The sequence below is a fragment of the Streptomyces sp. NBC_01716 genome (assembly GCF_036248275.1).
GTDB lineage: Bacteria > Actinomycetota > Actinomycetes > Streptomycetales > Streptomycetaceae > Streptomyces.
This window is the reverse complement of record NZ_CP109181.1, coordinates 8,076,060-8,090,391: the sequence shown is the minus strand read 5'-3', so window position 1 is coordinate 8,090,391 and position 14,332 is coordinate 8,076,060. Positions and strand designations below refer to the sequence as shown.

The following is a 14,332-nucleotide window of genomic DNA, read 5'->3' as shown; positions in this document are numbered from 1 at the left end:
TCGCTCTCAGGTGATGTCCGGCGGGGGTGATGTCCGGCGGGCGGTGTCCGCCCCAAGGGGTGTCCCCGGGCCGGGGCGGGCCGACACCTGCGTACGGGGCCCAACAGCGTGGGAGGATGAGGAGCCCTGATGATCAGCTGAGTACGGCGCCCGCGCACGACGCCGACGTGGAAGGACAGGCCCCGGTGGTGAGCGACAACCAGAATCTCCTCGCGGAACAGCGACGGGCCCTGATCCTCGACGAGGTGCGCCGGCGCGGCGGTATCCGCGTCAACGAGCTGACGCGCAAGCTCAACGTCTCCGACATGACGGTCCGCAGGGACCTCGACGCGCTCGCCCGGCTCGGCGTCATCGAGAAGGTGCACGGCGGCGCCGTCCCCGTGGTCGAGGCGAGCACCCACGAGCCGGGCTTCGAGGCCAAGTCGGAGCTTGAGCTGAGCGCCAAGGAGGACATCGCGCGGGCAGCGGCCGCCATGGCGGTGCCCGGCCGGGCGATCGCCCTGTCCGGCGGTACGACCACGTACGCGCTGGCGCATCATCTGCTGGACGTGCCCGATCTGACGGTCGTGACGAATTCCGTGCGGGTCGCTGACGTGTTCCATGCCGCGCAGCCGGCGGGTACGTCGGGCGGTCACCGCGCGGGCGCGGCCACCGTCGTGCTCACGGGAGGGGTCCGTACGCCCTCGGACTCGCTGGTCGGCCCGGTCGCCGACCAGGCGATCCGCTCGCTCCACTTCGACGTGCTCTTCCTGGGGGTGCACGGGATCTCCGCCGAGGCCGGTCTGTCCACGCCGAATCTGGCCGAGGCGGAGACGAACCGCCGTTTCGTGCGGTCGGCGCGCCGGGTGGTGGTCGTGGCCGACCACACCAAGTGGGGGACGGTGGGCCTGAGTTCGTTCGCGACGCTGGACCAGGTCGACACCCTTGTCACGGACGCGGGGCTGTCGCCCGAGGTGCGCGAGGAGATCACGGAGCATCTCCCCGGGCTGGTGGTCGCCGGGGAGCCGGCGGACCGGTGACCGTCTTCCGGGTCGCCCGCCGTACGTCCCTGCCGGCCGACGAGGCCTGGCGACGGATCACCGACTGGCCGGCGCACGGCCGCCGGGTGCCGCTGACGCGGACGCTCGTGCGGACACCGGGGCCGACGGCCGCGGGAACGGTGTTCGTGGCGCGTACAGGGGTCGGGCGCGTGCGGTTCGACGACCTGATGGAGGTCGTCCGCTGGGAGCCGCCGGCGGCGGGGAGCCCCGGGCACTGCCGGCTGGAGAAGCGCGGCCGGGTGATCACGGGGTGGGCCGAGATCGAGGTCATGGAGACGGAAACCGGCACAGGGACGGATGCCTCGTCGGAGGCCGGCGGGCGCACACTGGTGCGCTGGTCGGAGGAGCTGCGCGTCGGCTTCCTCCCCCGCTTCCTCGATCGCCTGACCGCGCGGGCGGGACGTGTCGTCTTCGGCCGGGTGGTCGACGGGCTGCTGCGCGGCGGGGCCTCCGGGCCCTGAGTGCTGACCGAGCATAGGCTCCGGCCCTACGACCGTCCGTCGATCTCCCTGGGGCGTGATGTTCATGGCAGTCCGTCAGCTGCGTTCCGTCGACGCCGGGTTCGCGGAGTCCGCACCCCTGCGGCTGGTGTTCAGCGGTGAGATGAGCACGCCGCCCGGCGCCGTGTACCGGGCACTGGCCGAGGAGACCGAGGCGTGGCCCCGGTGGTTCACGCCCGCGACCGCGGCGCGGCAGACGCCCATGCCCGGTCCGCCGGCCGGTCCTGAGGACTGGCGGCTGACTCCCGCCGGTACCGGTACGCGCGTGAGCTGGACGTTCGCGGCGGACGGCAGCAAGCCCTTTTTCTTCTACCTGCGGGCGTTCCGCCCGGGTATGGCGCGCGCGTTCACCGTGTCCTTGCGCCGGCTGACCTGGGCCACCTACACCGGCCAGACGCCCGTCCGCAGGAAGTCCTCGATCGTGCCGGTGTACGGCGCGATGTCGATGCCCTGTGCGGCCAGCCAGTCGTCGGAGTAGTACTTGTCGAGATAGCGCTCGCCCGGGTCGCAGATCAGCGTCACCACACTGCCCTTGCGGCCGTCGGCCACCATCTCGGAGACGATCTTCAGCGCGCTCCACAGCCCGGTGCCCGTCGAACCGCCCGCCTTGCGGCCGATGTTGCGCTCCAGCAGGCGTACGGCGGCGATGCTCGCCGCGTCCGGCACCTTCATCATCCGGTCGATGGCTCCGGTCACGAAGCTCGGTTCCATCCGAGGTCTGCCGATGCCCTCGATCCGGGAGCCCCGGTCGGCGCACGCCTGGGGGTCGCGGCGTGTCCAGCCGTCGAAGAAGCAGGAGTTCTCCGGGTCCGGGACGCAGATCATGGTGTCGTACTGCATGTAGCGCACGTAGCGGGCGATGGTCGCCGACGTGCCGCCGGTGCCCGCGGTCGCCACGATCCACGCCGGCTCCGGATAGCGCTCCAACCGCAGTTGCTGGTACATCGATTCGGCGATGTTGTTGTTGCCCCGCCAGTCGGTGGCCCGCTCCGCGTACGTGAACTGGTCCATGTAGTGCCCGCCGGTCTCGGCCGCGAGGTTCGCCGACTCCTCGTACATCCTGCGCGAGTCGTCCACGAAGTGGCAGCGCCCGCCGTGGAATTCGATGAGGCGGCACTTCTCGGGGCTGGTGGTGCGCGGCATGACCGCGATGAACGGGACGCCGATCAGCTTCGCGAAGTACGCCTCCGAGACCGCGGTCGAGCCGCTGGACGCCTCGATGACGGGCTTTCCGGGGCGGATCCAGCCGTTGCAGAGCCCGTACAGGAACAGCGAGCGGGCGAGGCGGTGTTTGAGGCTCCCGGTCGGGTGGGTGGACTCGTCCTTCAGATACAGGTCGATGCCCCACCGCTCCGGCAGCGGGAAGAGCAGGAGGTGGGTGTCGGCCGAGCGGTTGGCGTCGGCCTGGACCTTGCGTACGGCCTCTTTGAGCCAGACCCGGTACGCGGGGTCGCCGCGGTTCACGTCGATGGTCTGCTGCCGCTCCGTCATGCGCGCCGTCCTTCGTCCCGCCGGTGCCCGTCCCGGCGCAACAGTAAGCCCTCGACCTGCGCAAACGGTGCCTTTGGGTATCCATAGCCGCGCCTTGGACACGGGTCCGCCGGGCGGCGGGCGGCAGTTCGGGCCGGCTGTCGACCCGCCATCGATGTGGCGTCGATATGCTGTTGATGTGTACTCGGTGTGTCGCCTCCGAGCTCGGGGGAAGTCGCTCTGGCGTCCACGCGTCGAGTTGTGCAGACTTCACTGCAGGGAGCAGCACGAAGGGGGCGGATCAGCCATGGCGGAGCCGGAGTTCAGTGCCAGCGGCGTCGAGATAGAGCGCTGGCCCCGCTCGCTCACCAAAGCGGGCCGGGTACTCATCCAGGACGGCAGACTGGCGCTTCTGACCAGCTACGGGCGGGTCATCGACAGCGCGCCACTGCGGGCGGTGCACGCGGGCAAGCCGTGGTTCCGGGGTGACGACAGCACGGTGGCGACCGTGAACGGCACGCGCTACCGGCTGACCATGGGCGGGGACGGCCGGCGGCCGGAAGGCCGGCTGCTGGCGGGGCGCTTCCTGGAGACCGTACGCAGGGCGGGTACGGCGAAGACCTGACACCGGGCGCCGCGAGTTGCGGTCCCGTAGCACCTGGTTCACTCTGGTGTAATCACTCAGGGTGAATCGGTGGTGACGCTGCGATCCAGCCCCGCCGGGCACGACAGCAGCGAGCCTCGCGAGTGAGCTGCTGGATTTGATCTCATGCCTTCTTCCGGACCTCAATCGGGGAGTCGCAGCCGTGATCAGCCAGCCGAACAGGCAGTGCACGGTGGAGCTCCAGGCCCTGCCGTCGCGGATCCGCCAGGTCCGCAGAATCGTTTCCGCGCAATTGCGCTACTGGCAGCTCGACCCACTCATCGACCAAGCCGCGCTCGGCGTGACCGAGCTGCTGACCAACGTCCACCGGCACGCACAGCCGGACAAGATGTGCACCGTCGACATCAGACTGCTGCTCGACCGGCTCACGGTCTCGGTCCATGACCACGACCCACGCCTGCCGACCATCAGAGAGGCCGATCCGCTCGATGTGTGCGGGCGCGGACTCGCCCTCATCGAGGCGGTCAGCGAGAGCTGGGGGGTGCGCGCGGAGGGTGACACGGGAAAGGTCATCTGGTTCACGCTGCCCGCCCCGTCGGGCGCCGCTCCGCCGTGGCACCGGCTGTACGGCGCCACGACCGACGGACCCTTCTCGCCGGGTTCCTCGGCGGGCGGCCCCTTCACGGGCTTCCGGACCGTGACCGGGAAACGCGAACATACCGCCGCCCGGTCGGCCGTCGTCGGCTGACCGGGCGGGGGCGCGCCACGCCCTGCCGAGCGTCACCGCGTCACTCGGTGGCGATGGCCCGCAGTACGTCCAGCCGTGCCGCCCTGTGCGCGGGCCGCCAGCCGGCGACGGCTCCGGCCGTGACGCCGACCACCCCCACGATCACCAGCTGCGCCGGCGGCACGGCGAAGGCGAAGGGGGTGTCTCCCGCGCCCTCGGCCGCCTTGACGACGACCCAGCCGAGCAGCCCGCCGAGTGCCAGTCCGCCCGCCGTACCGAAGGCGGCCACCAGCACCGACTCCCAGCGGACCATCGCCCGCAGTTGCGCTCTGGTCTGGCCGACCGCGCGCAACAGGCCCAGTTCCCTGGTGCGTTCGTGGACGGCGAGGGTGAGGGTGTTGGCGATGCCCAGGAGCGCGATGACCACGGCGAGGGCGAGCAGCGCGTAGATCAGAGTGAGCATCATGTCGATGGCTCCCGCGGAGGTCTCGGCGTACTCGTCGCGCGTCTGGACGTCCGGGTTGCCGAACGGCGCCGCCGCCTTCTCCACGGCGGCCGTCGCCTCGGCGGCGGGCACGCCGTCCGCGAAGGTGACGGAGACGAGGGTGTCGGCGTCCTGGGTACGGTGCGGGGCCCAGGCCGCGCGGGTGATGACGTAGTCGCCGGCGAGTTCCGACCGCTCGTAGACAGCCCTGACCGTGAAGGTCTCCTTCCGGCCGTCGGTGAAGGTGAGTTGGGTCGTACCGCCGGTCCGCAGATTCCGGTCGTCGGCCTGCGGGCGCGACACGGCGATGCCGTTGGTGCCGAATCCGTCGAACGAGCCGTCCACTGACCCGAGATCGAAGCCCGTGGCGAGTGCGACCGGGTCGGTGACGGTCAGCTGACGGCCGTCCCCGTCGACCTCGGCCACTCCCCTGCCGAGCCCCACGGCCGAGTCCACTTCGGGGAGTTCGGCCAGGGCGGGCGTGAGGCCGGGGCTCAGTCCGCTGCCGCCTCCGCCGAAGGCCGGCACGCTGATCGCGAGGTCTCCCGCGAAGGAACGGGACACCGTCTGGTCCATCGTCGACTTCAGCGAGGCGCCGAAGACCGTGAACAGGGACACCACGGCGACACCGATCATCAGCGCGGTGGCGGTCGCCGCCGTGCGCTTGGGGCTGCGCAGGGCGTTGCGCTTGGCCAGGGCGCCCGGGACACCGCGCAGCCGGTCCAGCGGCCGGCCCAGGAGCCGTACGGCGTAGGAGGAGGCCACCGGGCCGAGCACCACAAAGGCGGCGAGGGCGAGGACGGCTCCCGTTCCGGCGAGCGGGAGGGACGGTGCGGCGAAGACGCCGGCCAGGATCGTGCCGATCCCGGCCAGGCCCAGCGCCGTACCGACGACCACCCTGGTCCGGGAGGCGCCCGAGCCGTCCACGGCCGTCTCGCGCAGCGCGGCCAGCGGTGCCGTGCGTCCCGCCCGTACGGCGGGCAGGAGCGCCGAGCCGAGACAGACGATCAGGCCGACGGCGAGCGGCAGCAGCAGCGAGAGCGCGCTGATCACCAACGGCCCCTCGGGGAAGGGGAATCCGATGACCGGGAACAGTGCCCGCAGCCCTGCGGCGATGCCGATCCCGCCGAGCAGCCCCACGGCCGAAGCGACCAGCGCGACGACGCTCGCCTCGGCGAGCGTGGCGCCCACGACCTGGCGGCGGGAGGCGCCGAGCGCGCGCAGCAGCGCGTTCTCGCGGGTGCGCTGGGCCACCACGATGGCGAAGGTGTTGTGGATGGAGAAGGTCGCGACGAGCAGCACGATGCCGGAGAAGACGAGAAGGAGCGTCGTGAACAGGCTCAGGAACTCGCCGGAGATCATTTCCTGGTTCTCGTCGGCGGACTCCTGTCCGGTGATCGCCTCCACGCCGGACGGCAGGACCGTCCGCAGGGAGTCGACCAGTTCCTCCTGGCCGGTGCCGGGACCGGCACGCACCTGGATGCTCGCCGCCTCGCCGGGCCTCGGCGTGAGGTACTTCTCCGCGTCGGCCCTGGTCATGCCTGTGTAGGTGACCTGGGCCATGCCGTCCTCGCCGCCGAAGGTCGCCAGGCCGACGACCGTCACCCGTACGGGGTCGGGGGCGCGGAGCACGGTGGTGTCGCCGATCCTCAGCCCGCCGGCCTCGGCGGCGCCCCGGTTGAGGACGACCTCACCGCTCTTCTCCGGCAGCCGGCCGTCGGCGAGCTGGTACGGGTTGAGCCGGTCGTCGTCGATCCAGTTGCCGGCGACGGTGGGCGGGCCCTGGCCGCCGACGGGCTCGCCGTCGGAGCCGACCAGTTGTCCGGCGCCTTCGATCTTGGGCGCGACGGCCGCGACGCCGGGAACCCGCTCGATCGTCTCGATCAGGCCGGTGTCGACCGGCTCACGGGTGCCGAGCGCGTCGCCGGGCACCGTCACCGCGTCGGCGCTGCGGACGACGGCGTCGGTGCCGCCCGCCGCGTCGCCGAACATGGTGTCGAAGCTGCCGCGCAGGGTGTCGCCCATGACGAGGGTGCCCGTCAGGAAGGCCACGCCGAGCAGGACGGCGGTGAAGGTGCCGGCGAAGCGCCGCTTGTGCGCGCGGAGCGAGGAGACGCTGATACGCCACGAGGCGCGGGTCCCGCTCATGACCGCGCCCCCGGGCCGCCGCCCGCGGACGTACCGCCGACGGGCGCGCCGGACGTCCTGGTGTCGAAGGCCTTCAGCCGGTCGAGCACCCGCTCGGCCGTCGGGTCGGGCATCCGGTCCACGAGGCGTCCGTCGGCGAGGAAGACGACCTCGTCCGCGTGGGCGGCGGCGACCGGGTCGTGCGTGACCATGACGACGGTGCGGTTCGTACGGCGCACGGTGCTGCCCAGCAGCCGCAGAACCTCCTCGCCGGAGCGCGAGTCGAGATTGCCGGTGGGCTCGTCCGCGAAGACGACGTCGGGGCTGCCCGCGAAGGCGCGGGCGACCGCGACGCGCTGCTGCTGGCCGCCGGACAGTTCGCTGGGGCGGTGGTGCAGGCGGTCACGCAGACCGACGACGTCGATGAGGGCGTCGTACCACTCGTCGTCCCGCGCGGCTCCGGCGAGGTCCATCGGGAGGGTGATGTTCTCGGCGACGGTCAGGGTCGGGATGAGGTTGAAGGCCTGGAAGACGAAGCCGACGCGCTCGCGGCGCAGCAGTGTCAGTCTGCGGTCGTCCAGCGTGCTCAGGTCGGTGTCGCCGATGAGCGCGGAGCCGGCGGTGAGGGTGTCGAGTCCGGCCGCGCAGTGCATGAGCGTGGACTTGCCGGAGCCCGACGGTCCCATGATCGCGGTGAAGCGGCCGGCCGGGAAGCCGACGCTCACCCCGTCCAGGGCCCGCACCTCCGTGTCGCCCCCGCCGTAGACCTTCACGGCGTCGACGACCCGGGCGGCGTACGCGGTGACGGTGGCCGCCGTGGTGGTGGTCGCGGGGGTGGTCGCGGGGGTGGTCGTCACGCCGCACCGCCCTTGCCCGTACGGCCGAACTGCTCGTCCAGGACGGAGAGCCGGCGCCAGTACTCGTCCTCGTCGATCTCACCGGAGGCGAACCGCCGGCCCAGCATCGCGATCGGCGACTGTGCGTCCGGCGTGTCCCGAGGGTCCCGGGCGTCGCGTACGTCCCGGCCGAAGCCGCCGGACTGCCAGGGGGGTCCGCCCCGGCGTCCGCGCCGGACGGTACGGCGCAGGAGGGTGATGCCACCGACGATCACGGCTGCCCAGATGAGCGGGAACAGCAGGATCCAGGGGCCGGGTCCGCCACTGTGCGCAAGGGTGTTCATCCCGATCAACTCCTCGGTTCGCGACTGTCGCGATGTGCTCTGTCGCTTCCGAGAGTCGCGCCGGGAGGGGGTCGGAGTCGTCGTACGGCCAGCGGCAGTACGGGTACCTCCCGGGGAGTACGCGGGCCCGTCGCGGCTGCTCCCCGCGACGGCCGCCGGGGCGGGTTCAGCTCTCGTCGAGGTCCTTCAGGCGGCGGAACACCCGGCCTTCGTGGGCGAGGCGGCCGACCAGCGCGCCTCCGTAGACGACGAATCCGACGCCGACGAGCCAGGACTGGACGACCAGGACAGTGCCGAACGGGCCGTACGTGACGGCGCTGGAGGCGATCAGCGGCGAGAAGACGAGCTGCGAGAAACCCCGCAGGCCGAGCATGCCCAGTGCGGTGGCCGCGGCGCCCGGCAGCAGCGCGATCCAGCGGACCCGCCCGCCCAGCAGCAGGCGCTGGGCGATCAAGAAGAACAGGAACGTGCCGATGACGTCCAGCACGACGACCACCAGGGCGCCGATGACGGGGTCGCCGGGGCTGGGGGTGTTGGTGAAGCCGAGCAGCGCGAGGACCAGCAGGGCGAGGAAGACGACATGGCGCCACATGGTGTGCCAGCGGGCGGTGGGCAGGTCCCAGACCTTCTCGTAACCGGTCTGGACGGCGGAGCCGAAGGTCAGTCCGAAGACGGCGAGCGCGGCGAGACCGAAGGCGGTGGTGCGCTGGAGCGCCGTGTCGGGCACCCCGAACAATTTCTCGACCTGCGTCTGCGACTCGTGGGTGACGCCGATGGCCTGGCCGAGCCAGCGCGCGAAGCCCTGGCCGCTCGACGGTTCGGCCGCCGCGACCAGAACCAGCACAGGGACGAGGGTGAGGAAGCCGAGCGCCGCGAAACCCATGGCCCGGTGCATCAGCTCCATGTCGCGCCCCCGGCTCCAGGCGAGCCCGAGCGGTGAGGCACGCAGCCACCGGTCGAGGCGCCGGAACCAGCGCGGCGGGGGCGGCGCGGCGGGTTCCGCGCCGGACGGCTTCTCGGTCATAGGTGGTGACCTACCCGCGATGGGGTGGTGAACCGTCTGTGGTGCGGCCGGACGGGTGGCGGGCGGCGCGGGGGCTCCGGGCCCGGGTGTCCCTGCGGGCACGGGGGCTTCGGGACGTGGTCGTCCGGGCCCGCACCGGCTTCGCGGGGCCGCTCAGGTCAGTGCGGCCAGCGGGTCGTCCAGGACCGGCTGCCAAGCCAGTTCGGCGGCGCCCACCAGGCTGTTGTGGTCGAGCGTGCACGCGAGGATCGGCACGCTTCCGCTGCGGCCCCACAGACTGCGGTCGGCGACGACGGCGCGCAGCCGGGCGGGGTCCGCGTCGAGCAGTTCGCGGTGCAGACCGCCGAGGATGACGCGGTCCGGGTTGAGGATGTTCACGAGTCCGGCGAGCCCGAGGCCGAGCCGGTCGATCAACTCCTCGGCCGCCGCCCGTACGGTCCGGTCGGCGTACTCCGTACGGAGCAGGTCACGCGACTGCTCAAGCAGCGACACCTCGGGGCCGGGGTCCCGGCCGGCCGCGTCGAGGAACGCCAGCGGGTCGGTCTCGACGTCGAGACAGCCCCGGCTGCCGCAATGGCAGGGCCTGCCCTCGGGGTTGACGGTCAGATGGCCGACTTCCAGCGCCAGTCCCGAACTGCCCGTGTGCAGACGGCCGTCCACGACGAGCGCGCCGCCGACGCCGCGATGTCCCGTGGCGACGCAGAGAAGTTGGGTGGCCCCCCGGCCCGCGCCGTGCCGGTGTTCGGCGAGGGCGGCCAGGTTGACGTCGTTGCCGGTGAAGGCGGGACCCTCGATTCCCGCGGCGCGTACCTGCTCGATGAAGAGGTCGCGTACGGGGGCGCCCGCCGGCCAGGCGATGTGCAGCGGGTTGAGCGCGGTGCCTTCCGGTTCGGCGACCGCCGAGGGGACGGCGAGACCGGCGCCGACGCAGCGCCGGCCGCTCTCGCGCAGCAGGGCGGCGCCCTCGGCGACAACCTCGCCGAGCACCTGGGCGGGGTCGGAGGAGACGGTGACGCAGCCGGGCGCGGTGGCGACCGTACGGCCGCCGAGGGCGACGAGCGCGGCGCGGAAACCGTCGGCGTGGACCTGGGCGGCGAGGACGACGGGGCCGGTGTCGTCCACGGCGAGGCGGTGCGAGGGGCGGCCCTGGGAACCGGCTGCGGCGCCGGGGCGGGAGTCGACCCGGATCAGGCCGAGCGCTTCCAGTTCGGCGGCGACGGCGCCGGCGGTCGCGCGGGTGACGCCCAGCTCCGTGGTGAGCACGGCGCGGGTGGGCGCGCGGCCCGTGTGGACCAGTTCCAGGGCGGGGCCCAGCGCACTGCGGCCTCTCTCCAGTCGAGTTCTGGTCGTCGTTGCCTTGCCGTTCATATGGGTGAGTCTCCCATGATCCCGGCTGTGAACCGCCGCCTTGTACGGAACGGCCCGCAGGGGGTGTCCTGCCGGGCTCGCGGCCCGATCGACAAGACACCTCCCAGCCCCTATCCTTCTTTTGTGCCGAACCTAAACAAACTCCGGACGGCCCTGTCGGGGGGTCGTGGCGGAGATCCCGCCGCCGACGCCTCACTCTCCAGCCTCACGCCCCTCCGTATCACTCTGACCGTGTTCTTCGCCCTGGACGGCTTCCTCTTCGCCGGCTGGGTCGTCCGTATCCCAGCCATCAAGGAGCAGACCGGCGCGTCGGCGAGCGACCTCGGTCTGGCCCTCCTCGGCGTCTCCGCCGGGGCCGTGGTCACGATGATGTTCACGGGGCGGATGTGCCGTCGCTTCGGCAGCCACCCGGTGACGGTGGTCAGCTCGCTGCTGCTGGCGCTGAGCATCGCGCTGCCCGCGCGGACGCACTCGGTTCTGACGCTCGGCCTGGTCCTGCTCGTTTTCGGTGCCGCGTACGGCTCGCTCAACGTCTCGATGAACAGCGCGGCCGTCGATCTCGTCGCCGCGCTGCGCCGTCCCGTGATGTCCAGCTTCCACGCCGCGTTCAGCCTGGGCGGCATGGCGGGCGCGGGACTCGGCGGGCTGGTGGCCGGCAGTCTCTCCGCGTCGGCGCATCTCCTCGCCCTCACGGGCGTCGGCCTCCTCGTCACGGCGCTCGCCGGACCCTCGCTGCTGCGCCACACGGCTCCCCCGGCCGGCGCCCGGGGCCCCGCTGCCGCGAGGGAGAGCGCAAAGGCTCCCCGGCGACTCGACCGGCGTACCCGCGGGCTGGTCGTCCTCTTCGGGGTGATCGCGCTGTGCACCGCCTACGGGGAAGGCGCTCTCGCCGACTGGGGTGCCCTGCACCTCGCCCAGGACCTGCACGCCAACGCCGGGCTCGCCGCCGCCGGTTACTCGCTCTTCGCGCTCGCCATGACGATCGGACGCCTGTCCGGTACGGCTCTGCTCGAACGCCTCGGCCAGACCCGCACCCTGGTCACCGGCGGTGTGCTCGCCGCGCTCGGCATGCTCCTCGGCGCACTCGCGCCGACGACCTGGCTCGCACTGCTCGGCTTCGCGATCACCGGACTCGGCCTCGCCAACATCTTCCCGGTGGCCGTGGCCAGGGCCGGTGCGCTCGCGGGTCCGAGCGGGGTCGCCGCCGCGTCCACGCTCGGGTACGGCGGCATGCTGCTGGGACCGCCGGCGATCGGCTTCCTCGCGGACTGGTTCTCCCTGCCCGTCGCGCTCACCACCGTCGCCCTGCTGGCCGGCGCGGCGGCGCTCATCGCGTACTCGGCGCGCGGCGTCTCGGCGCCTGCCCCCGCGGACGTATCCGCCGGCCGGATCCGGGCAGGCGTCCCCGCGGACGTACCGGCCCGTTCGGCGTACCAAGAAGGATGAGTAGCCGTACTCAGGCACATCAGTTCGGTCCGTCCCACGATGGAGGCAGCCAACCGACACGGGAGAACGCACCATGAAGTCAGGACGCCTGAACGCACTGGCCCGGCTCGCCCAGGGCCCCGCCCGACTGATCTACGGCAACCGGGCCTCGCAGATCTATCTCGCCGTGGTGGCCGCGACAGCGGTTTTCGTGGCCGTCGACACGCTGTTCGTGCACCACGACGACGCGTCGCTCGCGGGCGTGTGGCTGTTCTTCCTCGCGGCGCCCACCGTCTTCCTCTTCTTCGCCGGCGGATCGCTGATCGGCGAGTCGTTCGCCTCGTCGTCCGCGTTCGGCTATGTGGCGCTCATCGCCTCCGTACTCATACAGGCGGCGGCCCTCGGGGCGTTCGTCCGCGTGCTGAGCGACAGGACCGGCCAGGCGCGCGCTCCCCGCGAGGCCTGACGGGCGGCCGTCAGCCGAGCCAGCCGGGCCGTACCAGCCCCGACTCGTAGGCCCTGACGACCAGTTGGGCCCGGTCGCGGGCGCCGAGCTTCACCATCGTGCGGCTCACATGGGTCTTGGCGGTGAGCGGGCTGACCACCAGCCTGCGGGCGATCTCCTCGTTCGAGAGCCCGATCCCGACGAGGGCCATCACCTCCCGCTCCCGCTCGGTGAGTTCACCGAGACCGTCCAGGGCGGCCGGCGCCTTGGAGCGCGAGGCGAACTCCGCGATCAGCCGCCGCGTCACACCGGGCGACAGCAGCGCGTCGCCGTCCACCACCGCCCTTACGGCGCGCAGCAGTTCCTCCGGCTCGGTGTCCTTGACGAGAAAGCCCGACGCGCCCGAACGGAGTGCCTCGAAGACGTACTCGTCGAGTTCGAAGGTGGTGAGCATGACCACCTTCACCTGGTCGAGTCCGCCGTCCCCGGTGATCCCGCGAGTGGCGTCGAGTCCGTCCATCACCGGCATCCGGATGTCCATCAGGACGACGTCCGGGGCGAGTTCGCGTACCTTGCGCAGCGCCTCCTCCCCGTCGGCGGCCTCACCGGCGACCTCGATGTCCGGCTGGGCGTCGAGCAGCGCGCGGAAGCCTGCCCGTACCAGTGACTGGTCGTCGGCGAGCAGGACACGGATCACGGTGTCTCCTTCGGCTTCAGGGGAAGGGAGGCCCGTACGCGGAAACCCCCGTCCGGGCGTGGGCCCGCCTCGATGGTGCCACCGAGGGCCGCCGCGCGCTCCCGCATCCCGACCAGTCCGTTGCCGCCGCCGCCGGCCTCGTCGCCGGTCGCGGGGCCCGCGTCGTCGATACGGAGGGTGAGCCGGCCGGCGCCGTAGCCGATCCGGACATGTGCGGTACGGGAGCCCGAGTGGCGCACCACGTTGGTGAGGGCCTCCTGGACGATACGGAAGGCGGCCAGGTCGGCGCCGGGCGACAGCGCGACGCGGTCACCCTCGGTTTCGAGTTCGACGCTCAGCCCGGCGCCGGCGGCCTGCTCGACCAGTTCGGGGAGCCGGTCGAGTCCCGGCGCGGGGGTACGCGGGGCGTCGCCGGAGGTCCTGAGCGTGTCGAGAACCTGCCGTACCTCACCCAGTGCTTCCTTGCTCGCGGCCTTGATGGTGGTGAGCGCGGTGCGGGCCTGTTCCGGGTCGGAGTCGATGAGCGCGAGTCCCACGCCCGCCTGGACGTTGATGACGGAGATGGAGTGGGCGAGGACGTCGTGGAGTTCACGCGCGATACGCAGCCGCTCCTCGTCGGCACGGCGCGCCTCGGCGGCGGCTCGCTCCCGCCGGTCGTGGATCCACTGCTCCCGGCGCACCCTGACGAGCTCGGAGCCGACGAGCACGGCCGCGACCCAGGCGGCGACGCCCACTTCGGGCCCCCAGGCGGCGCCGGCGTCGCCGCTCGGAGGCAGATGGGGGTAGAGCACATGGCCGACCAGCAGTTGGCTCGCCCAGAGGAGACCGATCGCCCACCAGGCCGCTCTTCGGTGTCCTGAGACGATCGCGGCGAAGCAGGCGACCGCGACGGTGAGGAAGATCGGGCCGTAGGCGTAGCCGGCGCCGAGGTAGAGCATCGCGGAGAGAGCGACGCCGAAGACGCAGAGCACCGGGTAGCGGTAGCGCACGACGAGCAGTGCGGGGCCGATGAGCAGCAGGGCGCGGGCGAACGCGTCGAGCTGTTCGCGCTCCGGCTGGCCCCGGGCGGCGAAGCCCGAGCCGATCGAGACGAAGACGGCGATCAGCACGCTGCTGAACCAGGGCAGCCGCCACAGCTTCCGGCCCCCGGCCGGGCCGTCCCCCGCCCCGTCGGCGCCCGGCACGTGCCCGCCCCTGAGCCAGGGGGGACCGAATCCGACGCGCCTGATCTGCTCTTCCAT

Annotated in this window: 15 protein-coding genes; 7 read left to right on the top strand and 8 right to left on the bottom strand. The window is 72.2% G+C overall.

The annotated features are described in order from the left end of the window. Window positions 1–188: 188 nt before the first annotated feature. The 3 genes from OIE74_RS35945 (at window position 189) to OIE74_RS35935 (ending at window position 2,018) form a co-directional block, all read left to right on the top strand. Window positions 189–1,019, top strand: coding sequence for a DeoR/GlpR family DNA-binding transcription regulator (locus tag OIE74_RS35945; RefSeq protein ID WP_329392554.1), 831 nt, complete (start codon window positions 189–191; stop codon window positions 1,017–1,019). Next, window positions 1,016–1,501 carry an SRPBCC family protein gene (locus tag OIE74_RS35940; protein WP_329391331.1) on the top strand — a complete coding sequence of 162 codons (486 nt, stop codon included), beginning with the start codon at window positions 1,016–1,018 and terminating at the stop codon, window positions 1,499–1,501. The genes OIE74_RS35945 and OIE74_RS35940 overlap by 4 nt, the downstream gene beginning before the upstream one ends. Before the next feature lie 64 nt (window positions 1,502–1,565). Further along, entirely contained in the window at window positions 1,566–2,018 is a 453-nt protein-coding gene (locus OIE74_RS35935) for an SRPBCC family protein (RefSeq protein ID WP_329391330.1), read from the top strand. Here OIE74_RS35935 and OIE74_RS35930 read toward each other — a convergent pair. Next, the gene (locus tag OIE74_RS35930) at window positions 1,922–3,031 is read right to left on the bottom strand and encodes a PLP-dependent cysteine synthase family protein (protein ID WP_329391329.1); all 1,110 of its coding nucleotides are present in this window, start codon (window positions 3,029–3,031) and stop codon (window positions 1,922–1,924) included. The two genes, OIE74_RS35935 and OIE74_RS35930, sit on opposite strands and share 97 nt — an antisense overlap. A 286-nt stretch (window positions 3,032–3,317) precedes the next feature. Between OIE74_RS35930 and OIE74_RS35925 the strand changes: the two genes are divergently transcribed. Both OIE74_RS35925 and OIE74_RS35920 read left to right on the top strand, forming a co-directional pair. Next, window positions 3,318–3,635, top strand: a complete 318-nt coding sequence (locus OIE74_RS35925; protein ID WP_329391328.1) for a hypothetical protein — start codon at window positions 3,318–3,320, stop codon at window positions 3,633–3,635. Between the two features lie 181 nt (window positions 3,636–3,816). Further along, the gene (locus OIE74_RS35920; protein ID WP_329391327.1) at window positions 3,817–4,362 is read left to right on the top strand and encodes an ATP-binding protein; all 546 of its coding nucleotides are present in this window, start codon (window positions 3,817–3,819) and stop codon (window positions 4,360–4,362) included. A gap of 40 nt (window positions 4,363–4,402) precedes the next feature. Here OIE74_RS35920 and OIE74_RS35915 read toward each other — a convergent pair whose 3' ends face one another. The 5 genes from OIE74_RS35915 to OIE74_RS35895 form a co-directional block, all read right to left on the bottom strand. Then, a complete protein-coding gene (locus OIE74_RS35915) occupies window positions 4,403–6,973 on the bottom strand; it encodes an ABC transporter permease (protein WP_329391326.1) in 2,571 nt (856 codons plus the stop codon). Then, entirely contained in the window at window positions 6,970–7,809 is an 840-nt protein-coding gene (locus OIE74_RS35910; RefSeq protein ID WP_329391325.1) for an ABC transporter ATP-binding protein, read from the bottom strand. The genes OIE74_RS35915 and OIE74_RS35910 overlap by 4 nt, the downstream gene beginning before the upstream one ends. After that, window positions 7,806–8,132, bottom strand: a complete 327-nt coding sequence (locus OIE74_RS35905; protein ID WP_329391323.1) for an SHOCT domain-containing protein — start codon at window positions 8,130–8,132, stop codon at window positions 7,806–7,808. The genes OIE74_RS35910 and OIE74_RS35905 overlap by 4 nt, the downstream gene beginning before the upstream one ends. Before the next feature lie 166 nt (window positions 8,133–8,298). Then, window positions 8,299–9,156: a YhjD/YihY/BrkB family envelope integrity protein gene (locus OIE74_RS35900; protein WP_443076319.1), complete on the bottom strand. Its 858-nt coding sequence runs from the start codon at window positions 9,154–9,156 to the stop codon at window positions 8,299–8,301. Window positions 9,157–9,309: 153 nt separating this feature from the next. Beyond that, window positions 9,310–10,524: an ROK family protein gene (locus OIE74_RS35895; protein WP_329391322.1), complete on the bottom strand. Its 1,215-nt coding sequence runs from the start codon at window positions 10,522–10,524 to the stop codon at window positions 9,310–9,312. Between the two features lie 123 nt (window positions 10,525–10,647). On the opposite strand from OIE74_RS35895, the gene OIE74_RS35890 reads away from it, so the two are divergent. Then, complete coding sequence (locus tag OIE74_RS35890) at window positions 10,648–11,970, top strand: MFS transporter (protein WP_329391321.1); 1,323 nt, start codon at window positions 10,648–10,650, stop codon at window positions 11,968–11,970. 73 nt (window positions 11,971–12,043) lie between these two features. Further along, window positions 12,044–12,415, top strand: coding sequence for an SCO4225 family membrane protein (locus OIE74_RS35885; RefSeq protein ID WP_329391320.1), 372 nt, complete (start codon window positions 12,044–12,046; stop codon window positions 12,413–12,415). A gap of 10 nt (window positions 12,416–12,425) precedes the next feature. On the opposite strand, the gene OIE74_RS35880 is transcribed toward OIE74_RS35885, so the two are convergent. Continuing rightward, the gene (locus OIE74_RS35880) at window positions 12,426–13,091 is read right to left on the bottom strand and encodes a response regulator transcription factor (RefSeq protein ID WP_329391319.1); all 666 of its coding nucleotides are present in this window, start codon (window positions 13,089–13,091) and stop codon (window positions 12,426–12,428) included. Then, window positions 13,088–14,332 carry a sensor histidine kinase gene (locus OIE74_RS35875; RefSeq protein ID WP_329391318.1) on the bottom strand — a complete coding sequence of 415 codons (1,245 nt, stop codon included), beginning with the start codon at window positions 14,330–14,332 and terminating at the stop codon, window positions 13,088–13,090. Before OIE74_RS35875 ends, OIE74_RS35880 begins: the two co-directional genes overlap by 4 nt.

What these genes read in the sequence shown, in the direction of transcription:
- OIE74_RS35925 (WP_329391328.1), top strand. Translation starts at nt 3,318, where the DNA reads ATGGCGGAGCCGGAGTTCAGTGCCAGCGGCGTCGAGATAGAGCGCTGG.
- OIE74_RS35885 (WP_329391320.1), top strand. Translation starts at nt 12,044, where the DNA reads ATGAAGTCAGGACGCCTGAACGCACTGGCCCGGCTCGCCCAGGGCCCC.
- OIE74_RS35900 (WP_443076319.1), bottom strand. Translation starts at nt 9,156, where the DNA reads ATGACCGAGAAGCCGTCCGGCGCGGAACCCGCCGCGCCGCCCCCGCCG.
- OIE74_RS35915 (WP_329391326.1), bottom strand. Translation starts at nt 6,973, where the DNA reads ATGAGCGGGACCCGCGCCTCGTGGCGTATCAGCGTCTCCTCGCTCCGC.
- OIE74_RS35935 (WP_329391330.1), top strand. Translation starts at nt 1,566, where the DNA reads ATGGCAGTCCGTCAGCTGCGTTCCGTCGACGCCGGGTTCGCGGAGTCC.
- OIE74_RS35905 (WP_329391323.1), bottom strand. Translation starts at nt 8,132, where the DNA reads ATGAACACCCTTGCGCACAGTGGCGGACCCGGCCCCTGGATCCTGCTG.
- OIE74_RS35875 (WP_329391318.1), bottom strand. Translation starts at nt 14,332, where the DNA reads ATGGAAGAGCAGATCAGGCGCGTCGGATTCGGTCCCCCCTGGCTCAGG.
- OIE74_RS35895 (WP_329391322.1), bottom strand. Translation starts at nt 10,524, where the DNA reads ATGAACGGCAAGGCAACGACGACCAGAACTCGACTGGAGAGAGGCCGC.
- OIE74_RS35930 (WP_329391329.1), bottom strand. Translation starts at nt 3,031, where the DNA reads ATGACGGAGCGGCAGCAGACCATCGACGTGAACCGCGGCGACCCCGCG.